Here is a 22810-nt window from a genome sequence, read left to right on the forward strand (position 1 = left end):
GTTTGCGAGTGTTGCCTTGCACCGAAAGATTTAAGCGAGAAGTCTGTTAGAAAAGGCGGCTGAGTTGGTGGAAGCATGATCGTTTACGACCACCTGAATTCCTGCTAGCAAAGTCGTCTCTAGTTGTCTTGTTCGACTTCAATTCCTAACCTGAACGAGCTGAGCTAAACTTCCGAGTGCTATCACACCAGACGCCGTCGTTTCCACTTGATACCGCCGCCTTCTCAACGCAAAAACGTTCACAAAGTCACATGGGTCTTATAGCAGATTTCAAAAAGTTCGCCCTTCGCGGAAACATGATCGACCTTGCGATCGGTTTTACCGTTGGTGCGGCGTTCACTACGGTCGTAAAGTCGCTGGTCAACGACGTGCTTATGCCGCCAATTGGTCTAGTTACAGGCAATGCCGATTTCAGCGATTTGTTCTTGGTGCTCGACCTTCCCGATGACGTGCAGAAACCACCTGGAGGCTTCCAAACGCTCGCCGACGCGCAGAGTGCTGGTGCAGTAACGATCAACTATGGTCAATTTTTCAACAGTTGTTTGGCGTTGCTCATTGTTGCGGTTGCCATGTTCATGATCATCCGTTTGGTGAATCGTCTTGATGACCAACTGGACGAAGCATTCGGCGCGAAGCCACCCGAAAACGAACCGACGGAAAAGAAGTGCGACTTTTGCCGGACGACGATCGCTTATCGTGCGAGTCGGTGTCCAAATTGCACATCCGAGCTGGCCGTGTCGGATGCAGTCCGACAGGATTCGAGTCTTGCGGGCAATTCTTGATTCGGCGACGCTACCGTCTAGGAAATATGAACATGAATACAAGCATACCGTCGACGCAGTGTGAACTGAGCCCTGAGGTTCAAGCGACCTTGTCATGGTTTACCGACCAGGCGACTCAATGCTTTGGAGAAAACCTCGTTAATCTGACCGTCTACGGCCCGATCGTCACCACGTTCTACAATCCCAAGGAGCATCGAATTCACTTTTTGATCGTGCTAGCTGAACGAAGTGTTGATCAGTTGTTGACGCTCGCTAAGCATTCCAAGGCAGCGGCCAAACGCGGGATCTCCCCACCGCTGATCACCACCCCTGAATCGATCGTTCAGTCACGTGACGTTTTCCCTTTGGAATGGTTGGACATTCATCAGTTTCATCGGACAGTATTCGGAGAGCCAATGCTTTCAGAGCTAGAGCTAAAGCCGAAACTTGTTCGTTTGCAGTGCGAACGCGATCTTCGATCGCTGGACACCCATTTGCAACAAGGCGTGCTCGCCAGTGGTGGACGTATCGATCGAATCGCTTTCCTAGAGGAAGACGCAGCCGACATGCTCGTTCGAGTGCTTCGTGGCTTGAGTTGGATGTCGGGCGATCGCACACCGCTGTTGCCGTTGCCGCTGATCGATCGCTGCGAGGAAATTACCCAGCGTGAGCTTTCTGGCTGTCGAGAAGCAATCAAGGTCGATGGTCGTCACGACCTAGATGTAGTGAAGGCGATGGTCAGTGAAGTGACAGGACTTTCTGATTGGGTCGACTCGGTGGAAGTCTAATGGATTCACTGAGTCGCTTTGTGCTTGCGGTGATGTTCTGCATCGCCTGCTCTCTAACTCTTGATGCCCGTGCAGACGTTGTTGTCCGTGATGACGGGACGTTCGTCGTCGACTTGGCGAATGTATATTCCGATATCGAAGAAGATGAATTAGAAGTTTGGCTGAAAGAATTAGAAACTAAGACCGGCAGTCAGCTAAAAGTTCTGACTCTTTTGTCGACGGACGGCGAAGATATCTTTGACTTCGCACAGCGAACGGCTGATAGCTGGAAACTGGGTGACGAAGCGGAGGACGATGGAGCACTGATCGTGCTTGCGGTTACCGATCGCAAAGTGCGGATACAAACTGGTTACGGGATCGAACCCATTCTTCCCGACAGTTGGTGTGGGACCCAATCGCGAGACGTCGCACAAAAGTATTTTCGCAACCAAGCGTACGGGGCTGGACTTCGAGAGCTTGCTTTGCGGGCTGCCAGTCGGATCGCTCAGGCAAAAGGCGTCGAACTGACGGGTGTTCCGCAACCGCGAGGCTTCGCCGAAGAACAAGAGGTTTCAAGGGCTCCCCAGATCCTGTTTCTTCTAATCGTTTTGTTGGTGATCTACCTAGCGAGTCGCGGCCGCGGACCGCCTGGCCGTGGCGGTCGTCGCAGTCGCAGTTCCGGTGGTTGGTGGCTCGTACCGACTACAACCTGGAGCGGTGGTGGTCGATCTTATGGTGGAGGTGGGTTCGGCGGCGGAAGCTTCGGAGGTGGAGGCGGTTTCGGCGGAGGCGGCGGTGGAGCCAGTTGGTAGTTGACTACACACCGAACACGTGCATTAACAAATCAAACGAACAACTTAACTTGGAGAGTGATAGATGAAGCGTTATTTACCTATTTTAATCGTACTCGGCTTCCTTGCTTTACTGATTGGAGGTTGCGGGATCTCGGGATACAACCGCGTAGTCGTGATGGACGAAGAGGTTGCCGGCGCCTGGGCTCAGGTTGAAAACCAACTGCAACGGCGATACGACTTGATTCCAAACTTGGTCGAAACCGTCAAGGGAGTGGCGGCTCAGGAAAAAGATGTCTTCGTCGGCGTCGCCCAGGCACGTTCCAACTACAACAACGCCAACGGAGTGAGTGAGAAAGCGTCGGCGGCGAACATGCTTGAGCGTGCCCTAGGAAGGCTGATTGCTGTTCGCGAGTCATATCCAGAACTGAAAAGCAATGAATCGTTCTTAAAGCTTCAGGATCAACTCGAAGGAACAGAGAACCGAATCGCCGTCGAGCGAGGTCGGTACAACGAAGTGGCCCAAGAATTCAACGCCTACACGCGGGCGTTCCCTGGCAGAATCTGGGCGGGATTTGCCGGCGTCGATAAGGCTGAGTATTTCCAGCTAACGGACGAGCAGGCCCGTGAAGCACCGGCGGTTGATTTCGGGACCGATGCGGCCTCGAGCAAAATGGTTGGCACGAACGAAAGTGTCGCGACTCTGGACACACTCTTCCATCGATCAAATGCAACTGCGGTATACCGATGATCGAAATGTCCAAGTCCGACGACGATACGGCGTCCGAATCTCCTGATCAGGCGATCGAACGCCTGTTCGCACGTTTGGGCGTTGCAACGGCCGCCCTTTGTGGTTGTTTCGCACTCTTGACGATCTACACACTCTATATCGGGAGGAATCTTTTCGTCCCGATCGCAGTCGCGGTTTTCGCGTACTTGACCGTGCGTCCAGTCATTCGGACGCTGTCGCGGATGCGAGTGCCGACGTCAATATCAGCAGCCGCGATCTTGATGCTGATCGTCGCAGTCATCGGCGGCGGAGCCTATCTGCTGGCGAGCCCTGCTCAGGCGATGATGGAAGACATTCCTGGTTCGCTTGCCGAGGCGAAGGACAAGTTGGCCTTCGTCTTCGATCGTATCGAATCGGTCAATGACGCAACTGAAGAGATCGCGGCATCCGCTGACGACGACGCAATCGCTGAAGTGGACAAACCGGTCCCGGTCGAAATCAAACAGCCGACTTGGACGGCAACGACGCCGCTGATCACGGGAACCGGCAACTTCATGTCCTTCTTAACCATTGCGGTCGTTCTTTTGTATTTCTTGATGGCGGCCGGAGATGAATTAATCAGTAACGCGATGGGAGCGTTGCCGACGTTCTCATCGAAACGACGGTTCGTCGAGATTCTCGAAAATGTGCAAGACGCGCTTAGCAGTTATCTAGCTTGGGTGACCGCAATCAACTTTTGTTTGGGGGTGGCAATTGCGATAGCGATGTGGCTACTGGGTATGCCTTCGCCGGTACTGTGGGGCGTAGCGGCAATGTTGCTCAATTTCATTCCGATCGTCGGGGCTCTCGGCGGTGTGGCGATCGTTTTCTTCGTCGCTCTGGTCAATTTCGATCACGCCTACTACGCTTTCATCGTCGCCGGAACGTATGCGGCACTGACAACCCTGGAAGGCCAATTCATCACGCCGTCCGTTCTCGGGAAATCGATGCATCTCAGCTCTGTGCTGGTATTCCTAAGCATCGTCGTCTGGGGATGGATGTGGGGCATGATGGGGGTTTTTCTGGCGGTTCCCATCTTGATTTCAATCACGATGATTAGCGAAAAGCTGGATTCGATGACGCCACTCTCGTCGGTACTCGGCGGACCATCGGCGAACACCGACCAAGCAAAGGGGCGATCGTCCACGACCGGTGTAGATCAAGGGGTGTCAAAGCAAGTTTAGGCCTCCGATGATGATCGGTGGCACCAACGCGTGATGGATTCTGATCTACGAATGTTTTGGAATTAGACGACCGATTGAACCTCTGTGACGTCTGATTTTAGTAAAACTGTTTGACGAAGCCCTTCTCGATACTGCACTTGATGTTCCTTGCACGCTCCGCATATTCGCCCAGCCAACAACGCAATCTGAATTGCAGTTTAGGCGATGCAGCCTGTTTTGGCGGCATGGTTGGGTTTGGAGAAACCTATTTCGCGGCGTTCGCGCTCGCCATTGGTATCGGCGAGGCACTCGCGGGCATCATTGCGAGCGTTCCCGTAATGATCGGTGGCGTTATGCAATTGATGACGCCACACCTGGTAAACCGTTTTGGAGGTTTGAAACGGTGGATCGTATTTGGTGCGACGATTCAAGCGGCCTCGTTCGTCCCTCTTGTCTACGCTGGGTTTTGGGGCGATCTCTCCTTCACCGCCATCATCACGATCGCTTCGTTGTATTGGACAGCCGGCTTATCGGTAGGTCCAGCGTGGAATGCGTGGGTGGAAGACATCGTTCCCCGAGACGGTCGAGTACGCTTTTTTTCACAACGAACTCGACTGCAGCAGATCACGACGTTCCTAGCCTTAATGATAGCCGGTGGAATCCTGTCCGTAGCTGCTCGTTACGACCGAACACTGGAAGCCTTTGCTGTTCTTTTCGCCATCGCAGGTGTCTCGCGGTTGGCTTCAGCGTTGCTTTTGCATCGGACAGAAACCGTGGAGCCAGCAGCAGTGGCAGCGGCAATGGCAGACAAGCCAGCGGAGTCAACAGTAACCGCCGAAGCCGAAGCCGAAGTCAATTCCGTTCCGGCAACCGCCAAGCGTCTCTTGATCTACCTCGTCAGCATGCAGGTGTTTATTCAGCTAAGTGGACCATTCTTCGTTCCCTACATGCTCAATGAATTGAAGCTGAGCTATTCCACTTACGTTTGCCTCATCTCGCTTGCTTTCGTTTCCAAAGTGGCCGCTACAGGTTTCTGGGCTCGGGTAGCGGAGAAGCGAGGTGCCGATCGCGTGCTTTGGTTTGGTGGCTTGGGTTTAGTTCCGTTGGCCGGTTTATGGATTTTCTCGGGGAGTCTGTGGTGGCTCGCTTCCATTCAATTGATGAGCGGTTTTGCATGGGCGGCCTATGAGTTAGGCATGTTCCTGACACTGTTCGATAGTCTGCCTGCCCACCAGCGAACACGCATGCTGACCTATTACAACTTCGCGGCATCAATCGCGATCTGCGCCGGCGCCATCGCCGGGGCGACGCTTTTAAGTTCGTATGGCTGTTGTCATGAAACGTACTACACCCTGTTTGGGCTCTCGTCGGCAGGGCGTTTGATTTGCCTTGGAATTCTGGTTGGCGTCGTGATGCCGAAAGGTCACTTGAAGTTCATTGCTTCGCGCGTGCTTTCGGTACGCCCCGGCGCCGGAAGCGTCGTCGCTCCGATCACGGCAAGTGTGCAACTGGAAGATGCGGCGTCCAACTAGAGACTTACTCGTGATCGTCCGGATTTGATGCAGCGTTGACGAGTCAGCGAATGATTTCTTGGACGACGCGAGCTGGTTCAACGCCGGTCAACTTCATGTCCAAACCTTGGTGCCTTACGGTCAGTCGGTTGTGGTCGAGACCGCATAGGTGAAGGATCGTGGCTTGAAGGTCTCGAACATGGACCGGGTTTTCCACCGCATGAAATGCGAACTCATCGGTTCCGCCGTAGATCTTTCCTGGCTCGACGCCACCGCCGGCCATCCAAATCGTAAACGCTTTCGCATGATGATCGCGACCATGTGCCGTTTGGTTGTGAATGTCGCCCTGGGTAAACGGCGTGCGTCCGAACTCACCACCCCAAATCACCAGCGTTTCGTCCAACAAACCTAATCGTTTTAGATCACGCACGAGTCCAGCCGATGGCTTATCGGTGTCATTGCACTGGATCGGTAATTGCGTCGGCAGATTGTTGTGCTGGTCCCAACCGGCGTGCATTAGCTGCACAAAACGGCAACCGCGTTCAACAAGACGCCGTGCCATCAGGCAGTTTGATGCGAAACTACCACGTCGCTGAACGTCGTCCCCGTAAAGCGACAGCGTGTTGCTATCTTCGCCCGAAAGATCCACCAAGTCCGGAACGCTCGTTTGCATTCGGAACGCCATCTCATATTGCGCAATTCGCGTTTCCGTCTGCACGTCGTATCCACGTTCGAGTGACAAACGATTCAACTGCGACAAACGGTCGAGTGAACCGCGGCGAAGCGATCGAGGAACGCCATCGGGGTTACTCAGATAAAGCACTGGATCGCCTTCCGGCCTGAAGGTCACACCCTGGTACTTACCAGGCAAGAAGCCAGCTCCCCAGTAATAGTCATAGAACAACTGCCCGCAAGTTGCCTCTCGGTCCTGTGACGTCATCACGACAAACGAAGGAAGGTCATCCGTCAAACTTCCCAGCCCGTAGTTCAACCAAGCACCCATGCTAGGTCGCCCCGGAAACATGTTTCCCGTCAGCACTTCAGCCATCGCGGGGGCATGGTTGATTTGGTCCCCATGGACGCTTTGGATAAAACATAATTCGTCAGCGATGGCAGCAGTCTCCGGCAACAGATCGCTGACCCACATGCCGCATTCACCCCGCCGGGAACCCTTCCACTCGGCTGGCATGCAGGGTTTCGAGCCTTGGCCAGACGTCATTGTCGTTTGACGAACGCCTTCCAACACGCTGGCGGGAACTTCCTGGCCTTGGCGGCGACTGAGTTCAGGTTTGTCCTCGAACAGATCCACATGCGATGGTCCACCAGACTGCATCAGGTAAATCACATGCTTTGCCCGCGGCGCGATGGCTTTCAACGCCGCCTCGGACGCTGCTGACTCCTTGCCTAGCAAATGGTTGATAGCCAGGGCACCCAAACCGATTCCCGACGATTCAAGAAACGATCGTCGGTTCCAGTGCATGATGGAAGACGCGGGATCCGATATCGATTCAGAACGAAAGCTACCCATGATGTTCTGCCTAGAGTTTCAAAGTTTCGTCAAGATTCAATAGCATGGTCAGCGTATTCGTCCAGGCCGCGTGGTCTGTCTTTGGAATTTCGCCCGTTGGCGACGTAGCGCCGATCTTCAGCAGGCGTTCAGCGTCTTCAGGACGGTCCCGGTAAAATGCGACATGGTCTTCGTGAGCAGCAACTAAGACTGACAGTTCCGTTTCAGTGCAACGTCTTCCCGTTGCACTGAAGAACGCGTCCGTCAGGAAGTCTTTGGGAGTTCGGCCGACCGACGCTTCAGCCCAGACCCTTGCCGCTTCAGTAAACGTGACATCATTGAGTGTTACCAAGGCATGCATCGGCGTGTTGGTTTCCTGCCTCTGGACGCTGCAATTCCGGCGTGTCGGTGTGTCGAAGAACATCGTGGGCGCGACCGCTCGTCGCCAGACCGTATATAGGCTACGGCGATAAAGTCCAACTTCACTGTCCGGTTCATATTCGTTCTTTCCAAGCGATACGGACTCCCACACGCCATCTGGCTGATACGGGAAAACGAAAGGACCACCAACCTGGTGTCGCAAGAGTCCTGATAGAGCCAAAGCTTGATCTCGGATCAACCTGGAATCGAGTCGGTAACCGGGACCTCGCGTTAGCAGAATATTGTCAGGGTCGAGTTCGAATTGCGATCGCGTCACGTCCGAACTTTGCCGAAACGTCTTCGACAAAGCGATTTCCCGAAGAAGTCGTTTCAGGTTCCATCCACCATCTCGAAAACTGGCCGCTAAGTGATCCAGCAGCTTTGGGTGACTTGGGTACGAACCTTGAATTCCAAGGTCATCTGGCGTCGCCACCAACCCCTGACCGAACATCAGCTGCCAGTATCGGTTGACGATGACGCGAGCGGTCAGCGGGTTCTGATCGCTAACCATCCACCTAGCAAACTCCAACCTGTCGATCGGCTCGGAAGACTCACCAGATCGCAAGAATTCAGGAAGATTCGAGGTGACCAATTCGCCGGGCGAATCATAGCTTCCGCGATTCAAAACATGGGTCTCGCGTGGTTCGTCGTCGGACATGACCATCACAAGCGGAACACGCTCCTGGGCCGCGCCAAGCAAACTTTTCGCTTGGTCAACTTCGCGAACCAAGCCTGCCCACGGTTCATGATTGGCCAGATAGAACTTGGTCAACTGAATCGTGCCGTTGTCAGTCGGTTCGGCTAATTTCGCCGATTCGATGTGCTTACGCTTAGCGGGGTCAGGGATCTCTTTTTGTTGCAGTTCTGGATTCCCTCTTAGCCTTCTGACCCAAGCATGAACTTCCGGTTCAAAGGTGGAACGTTGCGATTCTAAGGCCGTCTCGGCTTGAGTCACCAAACCCTGCAACCGCTGGATCTCGCCTTTATCTTTATCGCTTCCAAACGCAAGCACTGGCGAGTCCAGCCAATACGTTCGTTGTTTACCGGAATCGGCTCCGCTATTGGAATCGCCACGAAGGGCGGTGAAGCGTCGATCCGCAGTTGCTGACTCGCCCGTTCGGTTAAACAACGCGGTCATGGCGTAGTAGTCACGTTGTCGCAGCGGATCAAACTTGTGGTCGTGGCACTGACAGCAATTCATGGTCAGGCCGAGCCAAGCGGTCGCTGTCGTTTCAACGCGATCAAAGACGGTTTTCGCCAACGACTCTTCCGGGATCACACCGCCTTCACCGTTGATCATGTGGTTGCGATTGAACGCCGTTGCAAGCCGATCTTCGTCGGTTGCATCTGGTAGCAAATCCCCCGCGATCTGGAGCACCGTGAATTTGTCAAACGGCATGTTCCTATTGAAAGCGCCCGTCACCCAATCTCGCCATGGCCAATTCATGCGGTAAGCGTCTTGCTGGTAGCCGTTGGTGTCGCTGTAGCGAGCGACATCCATCCACTCCAGAGCCATCCGCTCGCCGAATGTGTCACGAGAAAGCAGGTGATCGACAGCACGCTCATAGGCGGAATCGCCGTCGCGTTGAACCTGTTGTTCAAATTCGACCATCTCGACACGCTTCGGTGGCAATCCGGTCAGTGCCAAACTCGCGCGGCGAAGCCACTTTGCGGGCTCGACTGGTCGGGCGGGCGACAGCTTTTCAGCGACGTGACGTTGGTTGACGAGCTGATCAATTTGGTCGGCAAGTCGAAGACCGCTAGACTCAAACACGGCACGTTCCGGTGGCTGAAAAGCCCAATGCTGGTCAAACTTCGCTCCTTGCTTGATCCACCGCCGCAGCAGGTCAACTTCAGCGGTTGTCAGCTTGGGCTTATGGCCAGCGGGCGGCGGCATGACCTCATCAGGATCATCTGAAATGACTCGCGAGATGAGTTCGGAATCATTGACATCATCAAGATCCAGTACTCGGAGCATGTCCTCGCGGTCGTCCAGCCGAAGGTCCGCTTGACGGCTCGATTCATCTGGACCGTGGCAAAGGTAACAACGGTCCGCGAGCAACGGGCGTATTTCACGACCAAAGTCGACCGGGTTTTCGGCCTGAACCTGAGTGTTCAGACTAGCTAGCCCGACGAGCACAGTGAAGAGAAGCGATGAGCGTAGGACAAACATCGATAGAGTCAAATCAAGAGCTAGAACGCCTGACAGTCAAGTTCGACTGTCAGAAAATCAGCCTAATGTCAGACACCTGAAGAAACCATGGCAAACTTTCGGCATCAGCCAAAATGCCGACATCTTGCGTCCTATTATTCGTCTGTTCGACCTTCGAGCCCTTGGCAAGGTTAAGCCTAGCGAAACGAACTTGTCGACGAAGTAATCGCTGGCGGCAATTTCGTCACCACCACCTCGGATCGATGAAAGACGGTCGCCTCATTCGCGCCGAGTGTTTCGCTGCCAGGCAAAAGATCAACGACGGTTAGCCCGCCAAGGTCGATACCGTCGCCATACGACCGGGCAACGCGATTCAATCGGGTCGGCTGATTCGATCGCAGGTTCCGCAAGTCGTCGCTGTTCCATTGCCAGCGCCTCGCAAATTGATTTACTTCGGAAACCCGTTGGCACGTCGTTTGCAAACTCGTGCAACGTATTCACGACACCGCATGCGGTCCTTACTGGGCTCGCTGATTCGCCTTCATGCACAGCACGGCAAAGTGCCGTTAAGGCATCGCACGTGCAGCCGCGCAAGGCCCAATCCGACAGAACTCAGCTTTTTTGATCAACCTGGCTTCGTTGCTAGCTGAGATGTTGATGCAAGCGAATACGTCGGCATGGTCGCCGAGGGACATAACGATCAATCTTACAAGCGGCGTATCGCAACGCCGTCCGACTCCGCCCTGGTCAATTCACAGGACATACCCAACGGATGACGCGTCAAACACTGGAAGCCTCGCTTCAGCAACTTTTTGGGTTTTCTGAGTTTCGATCGGGGCAGCGAGAAGCTTGTCAGTCGATCCTCGACGGTCGCGACACGATGGCGATTATGCCCACGGGTAGCGGAAAGAGTCTTTGCTACCAACTTGCTGGATCACTGTTGGATGGAATCACCGTTATCGTGAGCCCGTTGATCTCTCTGGCTCAAGATCAAGCAGAGCATATCAAGGCGATCGGTCACGAGCCGGTTGTGCTCAATAGCTTTCGATCGAAAAAGCAGGTTGATCGGGCCAGGGAGCGTATTGAAGCGGGCGACGTGAAATTCGTTCTGACGACGCCGGAGCGTCTGCAGAGCACTGACCTTTGCGAACTGATTGCATCCGTTGGTACCGCCCTGATGGTCGTTGATGAAGCTCACTGTGTCAGCCAATGGGGCCACGACTTTCGCCCAGACTATCTTTGCCTGCGGTACGTTCGCCAACGCCTCGGAAATCCACCGATCGTGGCGTTGACTGCAACGGCATCTAGAAGAACGGCTGACGAAATCGTTGCATCTCTACGGATGACGAACGTGCAAACAATCCGAACAGGAGTCTACCGTCCAAACCTCGCTCTCGACGTCGCAACGGTTCACTCGGCGGACGAGAAACTTTCTAAGCTTCGGCAATTGCTGAACATCGAAGGAGAACTCGATCGAACCGAACCCGCGATTGTCTATTGCAGCACCACAAAGACCGCTGACCAGCTTGCAAAGAGTCTCGGTGGTCTTAGCTATCACGGTCGCATGCGTAAGGCCGATCGTCTGGAATCGCAAAACCGTTTCATGAATGATCAACCAACGGTGATGTTCGCCACGAATGCCTTTGGGCTAGGCATCGACAAACAGGACATTCGACAGGTGATCCATGTCGATCTGCCTGGATCGTTAGATGCCTATTACCAAGAGGTTGGGCGAGCGGGTCGAGACGGCAATCTTGCAAGATGCACGTTATTGTATGAGAGATCCAATAGTGACCTTCGCAAGATGTTTGCTGGCGGCAGCATCGACTCTACCAAGATCGCCACCGCTCACCGAACTCTTGCTTTGGGACAGGAACGTCACAAAACGGAGTCCGTGTCGTTGAAGCAACTCAAAGAACTCAGTCCGTTAGGACCGAGCATGCTGAAGACGTGTTTTCAACTTCTGGCGTCGCGTGGGATTGTCGCGCCAATCGGACGAGGAAAGTGGACTTTACTACAGCCTGATTTGCAACATGAACAAGCTGATATTTTGGCCGATGAAACCGTTGCACGTAGCGAGTCGCGGCAGGTAGCGGTGCAGGAAATGGTGGAGTACGCTGAATCGTCACGCTGTCGGTGGAGTCAGCTTACAGAACACTTCAGCGGAAAAGCGACAAACGCACCGATCCAATGTGTTTGCGACCAATGCGGTCTCGCGAACGCTGAGGTGGCTTGAGCATTCACAGTAGTCTCCGACAAAACGTCCAGAAAACGTTTTGCATCTAGGCGACAAGGTCATGGGCGAGACAGCCAGCGGTAGGGTGCGTGCTAGCACGCACCCTACTACTGGATAGACTCTCAACCAATGCAGCTTGCCTCAAGAAGGTCGTGAAACGCAGTGTAAATCATGATGTGGTTGTTCGGATGCACCAATGGATGCACCAGCTTGCCATATCGAACAGCTGTGACCCAAGTACAGCTCTAATTAACGCGATTGCCACTGTTTTTGACGCTTCGCAGTTTGAGCGTCTACTTGCTCATCTAGAAGAAATGACGAACTCGCTCCGCCAGTTCTTTATCTAGTCTAATTCCTTCACGAGTGCAGCAATGCGAGCGATTTTGACCGTGGCGACATACGGGGCTCACTGGAGGCGACACTCAGATGTCGCCATTCGAATAGGCGAGTAGCCAACAGTGCAGCTTGAAGCTTCGGGTAGTGGACGCCCGCCTCTAACGCATCTGAGTTAGCAGGACAGCTCCAGCAGAGCATGGGTGTTTGAGGGGATGAAGGCGACCGGAAATATCGTGTTCAACCGTTAGCACGAGTTCTTGGCCAAACTCACTTCAGTGCCTTGTGTCTCACGTGATTACATCCTTGTTGCGTGGACCGCAAATTTTGCGTTCACGCAACTCCCATCACACTGGACTCAAACACGCAACAACCGAGCTACGTCGCTAGCCAGTTAGGTGCTGATGAAAGGATGAGGACAACGTTATACAGAGAGTTCTATGCTGCTATACTGGGCGGGCCGAGAGACTTTGACAATTCAGTTAGGGAGCTTTTTCACTGGTTCGGAGAATAGATGATGGATGTTGTTCATTTCAGCACTAGCGGTCGATTTGAGACCGGCTTTTTTTACAGTGTAGCATTCCAGACTCTCGACGAATGCGAGTGGGCGATGTGGACCGACGACGACAAGGGCTGGTTGTTCTACGAGACGCCTCCTCGCGGTGAAGTTGTTGTCACGGACGAAGAAATCCAATCCAATTATATGGACTGCGGCCACTACTGGTTACAAACCAAAGGAACTTTTACAGTAACCGAACGTGCCCCAATATTGTTCGATGGGCTTGACTGGATTTTCACCAAAAGAGTCATTGACCTATTTAAGCATTGCGATCTCAATAACTTCGTCACTCGTGAGGTCGCTCTCGAGGGACTCGAAACGGACCCCGGCGGCATCGTGAGCTTCCCGAGTCCAAGACGCCCGCTCGGAGTACCACTGGTCTTCGGCAAGTCCGAATCTCCGATCAAGTGTCCGGTGTGCAATGAATCCATGACATGTGAAAGCTGCGGTCGTATCCACATAAAATGCAAGGTCTGCGGGCACGGTCGCATTACGCCTGTACGCACGGGTAGCATTTTAGAAAAACTACCTTGGAAACCTGAAGAGGTTCCAGCTAAATACGGTGACCCCACAGTGGAAACTAGCCTGTGGAATGGACAAGATTTTTTTGAAATCAACCGAGTGCGCTGTGGCGGCCTTATTGTTTCGTACCGTGTGCTCGATATTATTCGGAGGCTTGACATCTCCCCATTTTGTGCCGCACCAGTAAAATGCAGGGTTGACGGCATCGACATACACAAGCGTGAACTTCTCGAGCGAGCGAGAACACCAATTGATTTAACATCGGCCAAGAAAGTATGGCGAGAATCAGAATAGAGGGCTGAAGGGGCCAAGCGGCTACGCGACACAGCAATATCTCGTTGACGATGACAACTTGGAATGCCCCCAATTCCTGGTCCAGTGTTATGAGAGTAGGGATTGGGTAACAGAATTCGCAGTGGGCTGCTTCCGCGGAGGGAACGCAGCGACCGTAGCGGAAGCAGCCCACTGCGAGGCAAACTCCGCCGGGGTGAGACCACCAAGCCCGCTGTGTGGACGACGGTGGTTGCAAGTTTGACGCCAGGATTCAATCACGGCCTGAGCCTCAGCCAAGCTGCCGAACAACTCGCAGGCCAAGCATTCGTCGCGAAACCGACTGTGGAAGCTTTCGGCGTAGCCGTTCTGCCAGGAGCTTCCCGGTTCGATGTATGACGTGCCCACCTCGATGAAGTCCAAGAACGTGCGAACCGACTTGCTGATGAACTCCGGCCCGTTGTCGCAACGAATAAATGACGGGACGCCGCGGATCACAAACAACTCGCTCAGTAATTTCACCAGGTCATCACCGGTAAACTTCCGACCGACCTCAAGGGCAATGCACTCGCGAGTGAACTCATCAATCACCGAAAGAATTTTCAGTGATCGACCGTTTTTGGTTCGGTCAAAGATGAAGTCGATCGACCAAACGTGATTCGGACGCTCGGCAGCTTGGCGAATGATGCCACCGTCTGCATTTCCCATCACACTGAACTCAAACACGCAACAACCGAGTTACGTCCCTAGGCAGCTAGGTGCTGATGAGAGGATGAGGACAACGTTATACCGAGAGTTCTATGGTGCTATACTGGGCGGGCCGAGAGACTTTGGTAATTCAGTTAGGGAGCTTTTTCACTGGTTCGGAGAATAGATGATGGATGTTGTTCATTACAGCACTAGCGGTCGATTTGAAACCGGCTTTTTTTACAGAATTGAATTCGAGACTCTCGCCGAAAGCGACTGGGCGTTTTCGACCGACGACGACGAGGGCTGGTTGTTTTACGAGACGCCTCCTCGCGGTGAAGTGGTTGTCACGGACAGAGAAGTCCAATGCAAATATATGGACTGCGGCCACTACTGGTTAGAAACCAAAGGAACTTTGACAGTAACCGAAGCTGCCCCAATATTGTGGGATGGGCTCGACTGGATTTTCACCAAAAGAGTCATTGACCTATTTAAGCATTGCGATCTCAATAACTTCGTTACTCGTGTGGTCGCACTCGAGGGACTCGAATCGGAACCCGGCGGCATCGTGAACCTCCCGAGTCCAAGACGCCCGCTCGGAGTACCACTGGTCTTCGGCAAGTCCGAATCTCCGATCAAGTGTCCGGTATGCAATGAATCCATGACTTGTGAAAGCTGCGGTCGTATCCACACAAAATGCAAAATCTGCGGGCACGGTCGCATTTCGCCTGTACGCACGGGTAGCATTTTAGAAAAACTACCTTGGAAACCTGAAGAGGTTCCAGCTAAATACGGCGCCCCCACAGTGGAAGCTAGCCTGTGGAATGGACAAGATTTTTTTGAAATCAACCGAGTGCACTGTGGCGGCCTTATTGTTTCGTACCGTCTGCTCGATATTATTCGCAGGCTTAACATCTCCCCATTTTGTGCCGCACCAGTAAAATGTAGGGTTGACGGCATCGACATACAAAAGCGTGAACTTCTCGAGCGAGCGAGAACACCAATCGATTTAACATCGGCCAAGAAAGTATGGCGAGAATCAGAATAGAGGGCTGAAGGGGCCAAGCGGCTACGCGACACAGCAATATCTCGTTGACGATGACGCCCCACGCAGACCCGCAATTAGTAGACACGGTGGCAGCGGCTGGGATCTGGGTGACGACAGTGTCACGCGAACGGATGCACCAACTTCAGTTCATTTGAGTCTATTTGAGTCATTTGCTGGCAATTTAGAGGATTTGGAGCGAGAGCCTGGTTTGGGTCCGCGCACGAAAAAACCCCGTGAATCACGGGGTTTATCGAATGCGGCCGAGAGGACTCGAACCTCCACGGGATTAACTCCCACTAGGCCCTCAACCTAGCGCGTCTGCCAGTTCCGCCACGGCCGCTTTTGCACGTCTGGGGCTGCAGAAGTGGAGAGTGTCGGAAAGTCAGGCGGTTTCGTCAACGCCCCCATGCCGGCATGCTTGGACAAATTCGCGAATCAGTTCTGCGGACTTGGTACCACGCGGATTTTCGACGCCACTGGCAACATCGACACGATCGGCCGTGCTGATTCGCTGGGCCTCACTGACGCACGAAGGGGTTAAGCCGCCAGCAAGGATCCAGGATAGATCCTTGGGCTCAGCGTGCTTCCCAGCCCACTCAGCGATCGAGGGCCAGTGCAGTTGTTTCCCGCCACCTCCGTATTGGCTTCCGGCGTCTGCATCGAGCAATAGCGTGATGGCAGGGTCGATCCAAGGTTCGACGTGACCGTGGACCTGGTCGGCGGTCATTGCCACCGGCGGTAGTCGGATTGCTCGTATGACTGGAATGCCCGTCTGCAAAACCTGCCGGACGTCGGCGACGGTTTCATCACCGTGAAACTGCACCGCGTCCAATTCCAACTTCTCGGCGAGTTGGATCACCTTCGCTAAGTCTTCGTTGACAAACAAACCAACTCGATACAAACCGCCTTTGCGTGCGTTGGTATTGATTGCTTGGGTATCGTCATCGCAGGGGTTCAGATACCGGACGCTAGGCGGGTAGAAGTTCAATCCGATGCAATCGACTCCGGCGTCCACGCACGCTTGAACGTCGTCGAGCGTGCGAATACCGCAGATTTTGATGTGAAAGGGAGCGACGTTGGCGTGCGAATGGGGCATGGAGCTGGTGTGGTGTTTCAGTTGGTGCGATCCGCACAGGTTTACTCAGCGTTGCGACCCAGATAGCCGATACAAAACATGGGTTGTGCATCGTGCTGGCTTGGCACGGCAACCGCCGCTCGAAATCACATCAGCGGCCTGATGCGAGTAAGCCAGGTGGGGGAGCGGACATTCGGCCGGACTTCCCATCGCTCAAATTATTCTCTTCTGCTGATTGGGTAACCGTGAAGATACCAGACCGTTCATTTCTGATCGATATCGGCTTGGTGGGCATCGGGTGTTTCACGATCGTTTGGTGTCTGATGCCGGTGCAACAAAACTGGACGGCTAAGCTGACAAAGCAAGACGGAAGTGTTGCCTCGTTTCGAGTCGACTTGGATACGGAAGATCCACGCGTTGTCCGCACCCATGTGATGGAACGGCTTCGCCCGAATCACTCCGGAGAAATGGGGTTGCAGCGATGGCGTGCTGAATCAGCGAGTTTCTACGCAAAGGCGAACGCGCGAGTTCTTGCCACCAATGTTACTGGCGAAGTGGAACTCTCCGAAACGCCTACATCAATCATCCAAACGGTCAGCCATCGCACTAGCCTGGAGAAGACCAACGCGACTCGCTGGCAAGCCTTTTGGCAGCAACGCGAAGAGCAACTTTCGCAAGCGATCACCAAAGTGGAAGCACTGCAGTTGGCTCGCCACGCCGAATTGGGCAAGTCGATCTCGGTGCTGAGAGAGGCAACCTATGTGATGCAGCGATCCTGGCTTACGTTTGCCCTGACTATGAGTTTGGCCGTGATCGCCATCGGAACACTTTGGCGTCTTGTGTTTCCCCCAGCCACGCTGAAGATGAGCAATTCAGAACAGCAAGGGGCAGCGATGGACTCGTCCAGCATGCCGGGTACAGAGACCGCAGCGATGTGTTTCCGGTCGTCTTGGGTGCGTGCTCGCCAACCGTTCCGCGTTTGGTCCCGCAGCGTTTGCGGCTGGACCGTCGTGTTGGCCAGTTTCGTCATGGCCGTTGCCAAGCTCGTTTAGAGTCGTTGCGTTCCGCTCAACTCGGGTGGCCGCGATCTACGATGGCTTTAGCTTCGCGTTGGACTGATGCCGCGTTGCGTCACGCTTCGTCTTCTTATCCAAGTTGCGTCGCAACGCGTCGGTAAGATCAATGCCGCTCTGATTCGCTAAGCAGATCACCACGAACAAGACGTCAGCAAGCTCGTCAGGCAATTGGGCAGACAACGCAGCTTCGGTGACACCCTTCTTGCAAGACTGCTCACCGCGAGTTCGCGAGAGAATACGAGCGACTTCACCCACTTCCTCAACGAGTTGGGCAAGGTTCGTCATCTCGTCGAAATAGCGAACTCCGATGGTTTGAATCCATTGATCCACCGTGGCCTGCGCTTCGGCGATGGTCAGTGCCGCATCGTTATCGTTGGGAGGCAGGCTAGGCATGCTTGCGGGTTCCATAAGAGTGACTCGTGCGTGCCGACAAACGTGGGATTACTCTGTTTCCGAGCTGGCGATACGTCCGCCCTGCACAAGCACATCCAGTTCGTCTTTGAATTGCTTTGCAAGCTCATCGGGGCCGGGGTAACCCACATGCACGGACTCAACGATTCCGGTGGACGCAATCAGCAACGTTAAAGGAATCTTCTTGGCACTGAATTGTTCGATCAGTTCACCGGCGGGATCCACCGTCACGTCGACTCCCCAGTCCTGTTCTTTCGAAAAGCCTTCGACAAGCTTGGCGTGCTCGCCCACGTTAACGGCAAGGAACACTACGTCTTTGTCTGCATAGCCTTGTACCGTCTTCGCAATAACTGGCATGGCTTCAAGACAAGGTGTGCACCAAGTTGCCCAGAAATCGAGAACGACGATCTTGCCTTTCAAATCGGCCGAGGTGATCTTCGATCCGTCTAGCAATTGCAGTTCGTAATCCGGAGCTGGCTTTCCTAGCAAAGGATGTTGCCCCAATCTCGCTTCAGCATCCTCGATATAGTCCTGCATCGACGCGTACTTTTTCGCGTCCTTGGCAGGGCGGAACCTGAACAGTTTGTCGTCCACTTCGCCGGTGACGCGCCAGGACACGAAATCGTAACGCAGAGAAAGTTCGTAGCCTCGAGGCACACGCACCTTCTGGGTCGCAACCAACATCGGCGTCAGATTGATCAGCAATCGTAATGGACGTCGCTGGTCATCATCCGTCACCCAGAAATCCCAAACGACTCCGTCATCTTGTCGGCCACGCAACTGGATCGCATCGGTGCGACCGCGAAACTTGACGTCCCCGACCACCTCGAGCGAGGCCATCCCGCTGAGGAATGTCATCGCTGGGTCGACACCGGCAAGGGAAAGTGCCAGCATCGGTTCGGGGTAAGGCCCGAGCGTGACGGGGGAAGAGTTGACGATCGATTGGCAATCAAGCACCTCAGGCAATTCATAGTAAGCCTCCGGTGAAATCGCCACTACGGATTGTTTTCCATCGGCAAAGAGACGCAGCCGTTCATCGGCAGATTTGTGGTAGACCGTGTAGCTGTCTGGATACCGCGAGGCGACTTGAAACGACGATTGTTCCGTACTGACAATCTCACCGTGAAGAACCGTTTCGACCGACAACTCGATTTTGGCTCGTGAGATATCTGCTTTCGCGATGCTGGAAAACAGTGGCACCAAGACGTCTCGAACGTCATCAGTCAACTCAAAGCTCGGCTGACCAGCATTGCGGTCTTGGCCAATCGCAACTGGAGAAACGATTGCGACCACTGCCGCAGCGATCCAGATCAGGCACTGTCGGCGGACGAATGCTAGCGAAGTGGTTTGACACTGATTGATCGAAGGGGAGTTTTGAAAAATCATCCGTCTCGGTGGGCAAAAACTAAGAAGGTCGGATTAAGAGATTCGAACCGCACCCGCTGCAATTGATAGCACCCGCGAGCGATGTTGATCATCCGCACGTCACACACGAGTCCCTGGTCATCGAGGACTTGTTGCACGGCGGTCAGGTTATCAAGGCTATTGACGTTAACAACGATGCGGCCGAGCGGTTTCAAACGCTTGGCCGCTGCTGCGGTTAGGTCGGGAACGAAGCGGCCACTACCGCCCACGAAAATAGCGTCGGGATCAGGCAAATCAGCGAAAGCGGCGGGTGCCTGGCCATGCACTGGAATCAGCGACTTTGCGCCCATTCGCTGTGCATTCTGCAGCATCAGGGCGTAGTCTTCAGCATCCATTTCAATGGCATGCACCTGTCCCGCACTGGCAAGGTTTGCGGCCTCGATCGCAAGAGAACCACTGCCTGCACCGACATCCCACACGATTGAGTTGGGTTGAATGGCGAGTTCCGCCAACGCGATGCAACGAACTTCTTGGGGCGTCATCAGCCCACGTTTGGGACGCGATTGCAAATACACTTCGTCGGGATTTCCGAAGACACGCCGCTGACGGATCGCTGCGGGTTGGTCGGCGGCACCGTGTCGTCGGACCAGTACCATTACGTTGAGCGGCGAGAATGTCTTCCCCACAATATCCTTCAGCGATGCCTGAGTCACTGTTTCGGCGGGCGTGCCTAAATTTTCGCAAACGTAGGCCGTGAAATAGTCGATCCGTCGATCCAACAGCGACGATGCCACCACGGATGGCGATGCTTGATCGGTTGTGAATAAGCCCACACGTTCGGCGGTGCGAACATTGTCAACGACGCGGTCGAGCGACTCAGTTGCCAACGACGTTAGGTAGGCGTCATCCCAACTCTCTTTAACTCGAGCGAACGCAAGCTGCATGGTCGAGACATGCGGCACGACCTCGAAACGTTCCTTGCCTAGCGACTCGATCAAATACCGAGTGATCCCGTAGAACAGCGGATCACCGCTGGCCAACAGAACGCTGTCTCGACCGTCATCGGGTAACGACTCAATCGCCTCCCGCAAATCATCCAGGCTGGGTGAAACGACGATGCGTTCGGAGTCACCGGCGGGAATCTGTTTCAAAAGCGTTTGGCTGCCCAGTAGGCGTCCGGCTTGTTTGATGCGATCACGGGCCAGCCCCGTTAATCCACCATAGCCATCGTCGCCCATGCCGACGATTTGGATTTTCGAGTGGCTGCGTTGCCCGTCACTCATGCTTTGGCCTGCAAGAACTGATAGCTCTGCACGATACTTTCCAGCGGTGCGGGCGATTGGTCTTGTTCGACGTGGCACTGGTCCACACCGATTTCTTTTGCCAGTCGCATGATTGCCGGCATATCCAAAACACCGTCACCCAGTTCCTGGAACGCATCCTTGGGAACTTGGCCTTCATCGGTGATCACCGGGACGCCAGCTTTTAAATCTTTCAGGTGCAGTTGGCTGATTCGTCCCGCAAGGCGACGCATCATCGCAACTGGATCATGACCACCAATCTTGGCCCAGAAGACATCCAGTTCGAACTCCATGTTTTGGGGATCGAAACGTTCGACGAAAATGTCGAAACCGGTCTTTGGCTTCGCCTTGGCTTCCGGCTTCTCACCCTCCGGTTTCGCTTTGTCGCCAGCGGACTCGGCGAACGGTTGGAATTCGAAAGAGTGATTGTGGTAACACATCCGCATGCCGGCGGCGCGAGTCTTGTCAGCTGCGGCGTTAGCACGATCGGCGATCGCTTTGCATTTGTCAGCGGTGTCACGTTGGTCTTTGGCGATGTAACCGAACACGACGTGACGCAAGCCGATCCGCTCAGCGATCTCAAGAATGCGTGGTAACGGAACGAGGTCCTTCTTATCCGGTTGCGTGATCGCGTTGAAGTCCAAGAAACCACTGTGGACGGAAAGGCCAAGATCGCGAGCTTGCGCGGCGAGCTGTATGGCGTCCTCGTCGATGTTCATCAGCTCGACTTGGAAATAGCCAGCCTTCGCAACCGCCGCCAAGGTTTCCTGTGGATTGGCTTTCATCTGGTCCCGCAACGTGTAGAGTTGCAGCCCGATCCGATCCAGATAGGGAAGCGTTGCCGGCTGCCCGGTCGGCTGCCCAGTCGGCTGATCTTTGTCGGTCGCTGGAGCGTCGGTAGCGGCCAGCGCCAGAAGCGGCTGATTGAGCCAAGTTGCGAGTGCGGCGGTGCCGAGCGTCGCGGAAGCCGCAGACTGAATGGCACGACGGCGATTGATAGGGTTGGTTGTCATATTGAGCAACTAGTTGTCGCGGTTTTCTCGTTGTCGACGGCTGTAGCGTTCGAGTGTTTTTCGTTCTTTCGAAGTCAGGCTTGATTCCCCCGACTCGTGAATTTTAGCCAGAATCCGGTCTGCTTCCTGTGCTTCTTCGCGAATTTTCTTCTCTGGATCGTGCAATTTTAGCTTCGCACGCCTCGATCGTGTGCGAATCGTTCCGGGAATGTCTCCAATTGCAGCCAGATTGATACGTTCGAAGTTCCAGCCCTGTTTGATATAGAGGTACCCAAATGCGGCCCCGGCCAGGTGAACTTCGTAGGCTGTCGTGCTACCGGATATGCCAGCGGCACCAAGCAAGTTCATGATCACGATCCCGACGGCGACCACCCACGCTTTGACGGGCAGGACGAACATCAGCAGGATTTCTTGGTTGGGGTACAAACACGCGAACATGATTATTACCGCCGTGACCGCTCCACTGGCACCCAATGTGATCCCGCCAAGCATGCTCGCATCGCCGGCAACCAAGTAATAGAGCCAGGGGAAAACCATTGCGACAATGCCGCCGAAAATGATCGCCGCCAAATAGGCCTTCAGGAACTCTTGGCCACCAAACCGTTGCTCTACCGGTCGACCGAACACGTACAACATGAACATGTTAAAGCCCAGGTGCAGAATGTTGTCGATGTTATGCAGGAAGCCGTAGGTCAGCGTTTGGTACCAGAACCAGGGACGGATCAGCGACGTCCCACGAACGGCTAAGTAGTCGTTCAGATAACTACGTTGTTCGGAATTGGCCCCCAACCTTTCGTTGCGTTCCATATCCGTCATCTGCATCGATTCCACTTCGGGCGAAAGTGGTTGCGTCACCGTATAGGTGAACAGCAGTTGCGCAACGAAGACGGCAACGTTGATAACGATTAACGTTATTAACATGCTGCGTGGGTTCTCGATTCGATCCCACGCTGTCCGTTCCGGGCGACCGTAGTCGCGGTCATAAAGACCCATCGTATATCTCTAGTGGGCTGGCTGGATTGGGAAGAGAAGCAACTATCGATTCTAGGCTTGCGTGATGATATGAAAACCGC

20 protein-coding genes and 1 tRNA gene are annotated in these 22810 nt (G+C 54.2%); 10 read left to right on the top strand and 11 right to left on the bottom strand.

What is annotated here, in order from left to right:
* Positions 1 to 251 precede the first annotated feature (251 nt).
* From mscL to ACR3ZL_RS15415, 6 genes are all read left to right on the top strand, one after another.
* The gene (gene mscL, locus ACR3ZL_RS15390) at positions 252 to 782 is read left to right on the top strand and encodes a large conductance mechanosensitive channel protein MscL (RefSeq protein WP_473652237.1); all 531 of its coding nucleotides are present in this window, start codon (positions 252 to 254) and stop codon (positions 780 to 782) included.
* Positions 783 to 814: 32 nt separating this feature from the next.
* A complete protein-coding gene (locus ACR3ZL_RS15395; protein WP_473652236.1) occupies positions 815 to 1549 on the top strand; it encodes a hypothetical protein in 735 nt (244 codons plus the stop codon).
* On the top strand, positions 1549 to 2340 hold the full coding sequence (locus tag ACR3ZL_RS15400) for a TPM domain-containing protein (protein ID WP_473652235.1): 792 nt from the start codon (positions 1549 to 1551) through the stop codon (positions 2338 to 2340). Before ACR3ZL_RS15395 ends, ACR3ZL_RS15400 begins: the two co-directional genes overlap by 1 nt.
* 64 nt (positions 2341 to 2404) lie before the next feature.
* The gene (locus tag ACR3ZL_RS15405; protein WP_473652234.1) at positions 2405 to 3070 is read left to right on the top strand and encodes a LemA family protein; all 666 of its coding nucleotides are present in this window, start codon (positions 2405 to 2407) and stop codon (positions 3068 to 3070) included.
* Entirely contained in the window at positions 3067 to 4272 is a 1206-nt protein-coding gene (locus ACR3ZL_RS15410) for an AI-2E family transporter (protein ID WP_486172746.1), read from the top strand. Before ACR3ZL_RS15405 ends, ACR3ZL_RS15410 begins: the two co-directional genes overlap by 4 nt.
* A gap of 140 nt (positions 4273 to 4412) precedes the next feature.
* Positions 4413 to 5783, top strand: coding sequence for an MFS transporter (locus ACR3ZL_RS15415; protein ID WP_473652232.1), 1371 nt, complete (start codon positions 4413 to 4415; stop codon positions 5781 to 5783).
* Positions 5784 to 5826: 43 nt separating this feature from the next.
* Here ACR3ZL_RS15415 and ACR3ZL_RS15420 read toward each other — a convergent pair whose 3' ends face one another.
* The 3 genes from ACR3ZL_RS15420 to ACR3ZL_RS15430 form a co-directional block, all read right to left on the bottom strand.
* Entirely contained in the window at positions 5827 to 7290 is a 1464-nt protein-coding gene (locus ACR3ZL_RS15420; protein ID WP_473652231.1) for a DUF1501 domain-containing protein, read from the bottom strand.
* 10 nt (positions 7291 to 7300) lie between these two features.
* Positions 7301 to 9862, bottom strand: a complete 2562-nt coding sequence (locus tag ACR3ZL_RS15425; RefSeq protein ID WP_473652230.1) for a PSD1 and planctomycete cytochrome C domain-containing protein — start codon at positions 9860 to 9862, stop codon at positions 7301 to 7303.
* Between the two features lie 176 nt (positions 9863 to 10038).
* On the bottom strand, positions 10039 to 10218 hold the full coding sequence (locus tag ACR3ZL_RS15430) for a hypothetical protein (protein WP_473652229.1): 180 nt from the start codon (positions 10216 to 10218) through the stop codon (positions 10039 to 10041).
* Between the two features lie 395 nt (positions 10219 to 10613).
* On the opposite strand from ACR3ZL_RS15430, the gene ACR3ZL_RS15435 reads away from it, so the two are divergent.
* Positions 10614 to 12077 carry a RecQ family ATP-dependent DNA helicase gene (locus ACR3ZL_RS15435; RefSeq protein WP_473652228.1) on the top strand — a complete coding sequence of 488 codons (1464 nt, stop codon included), beginning with the start codon at positions 10614 to 10616 and terminating at the stop codon, positions 12075 to 12077.
* Positions 12078 to 12924: 847 nt separating this feature from the next.
* Entirely contained in the window at positions 12925 to 13785 is an 861-nt protein-coding gene (locus tag ACR3ZL_RS15440) for a hypothetical protein (protein WP_473652227.1), read from the top strand.
* Between the two features lie 87 nt (positions 13786 to 13872).
* Here ACR3ZL_RS15440 and ACR3ZL_RS15445 read toward each other — a convergent pair whose 3' ends face one another.
* Complete coding sequence (locus ACR3ZL_RS15445; protein ID WP_486172747.1) at positions 13873 to 14469, bottom strand: integrase core domain-containing protein; 597 nt, start codon at positions 14467 to 14469, stop codon at positions 13873 to 13875.
* A 166-nt stretch (positions 14470 to 14635) separates the two neighbouring features.
* On the opposite strand from ACR3ZL_RS15445, the gene ACR3ZL_RS15450 reads away from it, so the two are divergent.
* Entirely contained in the window at positions 14636 to 15496 is an 861-nt protein-coding gene (locus tag ACR3ZL_RS15450; protein ID WP_473652225.1) for a hypothetical protein, read from the top strand.
* Positions 15497 to 15751: 255 nt separating this feature from the next.
* Here ACR3ZL_RS15450 and ACR3ZL_RS15455 read toward each other — a convergent pair.
* A tRNA-Leu gene (locus ACR3ZL_RS15455) sits at positions 15752 to 15836 on the bottom strand.
* Positions 15837 to 15878: 42 nt separating this feature from the next.
* On the bottom strand, positions 15879 to 16592 hold the full coding sequence (locus ACR3ZL_RS15460) for a phosphoribosylanthranilate isomerase (protein WP_473652224.1): 714 nt from the start codon (positions 16590 to 16592) through the stop codon (positions 15879 to 15881).
* Between the two features lie 224 nt (positions 16593 to 16816).
* Here ACR3ZL_RS15460 and ACR3ZL_RS15465 point away from each other — a divergent pair, with 224 nt between their 5' ends.
* Positions 16817 to 17623, top strand: coding sequence for a hypothetical protein (locus ACR3ZL_RS15465; protein WP_473652223.1), 807 nt, complete (start codon positions 16817 to 16819; stop codon positions 17621 to 17623).
* Positions 17624 to 17659: 36 nt separating this feature from the next.
* Here the strand turns inward: ACR3ZL_RS15465 and ACR3ZL_RS15470 are convergent, their stop codons facing one another.
* The 5 genes from ACR3ZL_RS15470 to ACR3ZL_RS15490 are packed head-to-tail and all read right to left on the bottom strand — an operon-like array spanning position 17660 to position 22730.
* Positions 17660 to 18055: a nucleotide pyrophosphohydrolase gene (locus tag ACR3ZL_RS15470; protein ID WP_486172748.1), complete on the bottom strand. Its 396-nt coding sequence runs from the start codon at positions 18053 to 18055 to the stop codon at positions 17660 to 17662.
* 33 nt (positions 18056 to 18088) lie between these two features.
* Positions 18089 to 19444 carry a redoxin domain-containing protein gene (locus ACR3ZL_RS15475; protein WP_473652221.1) on the bottom strand — a complete coding sequence of 452 codons (1356 nt, stop codon included), beginning with the start codon at positions 19442 to 19444 and terminating at the stop codon, positions 18089 to 18091.
* Positions 19441 to 20706: a precorrin-6y C5,15-methyltransferase (decarboxylating) subunit CbiE gene (gene cbiE / locus ACR3ZL_RS15480; RefSeq protein WP_473652220.1), complete on the bottom strand. Its 1266-nt coding sequence runs from the start codon at positions 20704 to 20706 to the stop codon at positions 19441 to 19443. Before cbiE ends, ACR3ZL_RS15475 begins: the two co-directional genes overlap by 4 nt.
* The gene (locus ACR3ZL_RS15485) at positions 20703 to 21737 is read right to left on the bottom strand and encodes a sugar phosphate isomerase/epimerase family protein (RefSeq protein ID WP_473652219.1); all 1035 of its coding nucleotides are present in this window, start codon (positions 21735 to 21737) and stop codon (positions 20703 to 20705) included. The genes cbiE and ACR3ZL_RS15485 overlap by 4 nt, the downstream gene beginning before the upstream one ends.
* Positions 21738 to 21746: 9 nt before the next feature.
* Entirely contained in the window at positions 21747 to 22730 is a 984-nt protein-coding gene (locus ACR3ZL_RS15490; protein ID WP_473652218.1) for a rhomboid family intramembrane serine protease, read from the bottom strand.
* Between the last annotated feature and the right edge of the window lie 80 nt (positions 22731 to 22810).

It is taken from the genome of Rhodopirellula sp. J20-39 (genome assembly GCF_057365095.1).